The sequence below is a fragment of the Achromobacter sp. GbtcB20 genome (genome assembly GCF_019091095.1).
In the GTDB taxonomy this organism is placed as follows: domain Bacteria; phylum Pseudomonadota; class Gammaproteobacteria; order Burkholderiales; family Burkholderiaceae_B; genus Achromobacter; species Achromobacter mucicolens.
In genome coordinates this window covers 1-271 of sequence record NZ_JAGXJZ010000534.1, presented here as the reverse complement: position 1 = coordinate 271, position 271 = coordinate 1, and the positions used below count along the sequence as shown (strand labels likewise).

The following is a 271-nucleotide window of genomic DNA, read 5'->3' as shown; positions in this document are numbered from 1 at the left end:
CACGGTGGTCGACGCCAAGACGAACGAGGACCTGACCCGCAGCATCCTGCTGCAGATCATCCTGGAGGAAGAAGCGAACGGCGTGCCGATGTTCTCGAGCTCGGTACTGGCCCAGATCATCCGCTACTACGGCCACGCGATGCAGGGCATGATGGGCTCCTACCTGGAAAAGAACGTCCAGGCCTTCACCGACATCCAGAACAAGTTCACCAGCAGCGCCGCCGGCGCCCTGGAAGGCAAGCCCTTCAGCCCGGAAATGTGGACCCAGTTC

General features: G+C 61.6%; 1 protein-coding gene. It reads left to right on the top strand.

Annotated elements, in window-relative coordinates:
• Positions 1-271, top strand: a 271-nt coding sequence (locus tag KVT32_RS30100; protein WP_305864298.1) for a PHB accumulation regulatory domain-containing protein, incomplete at both ends; no start/stop codon positions are given.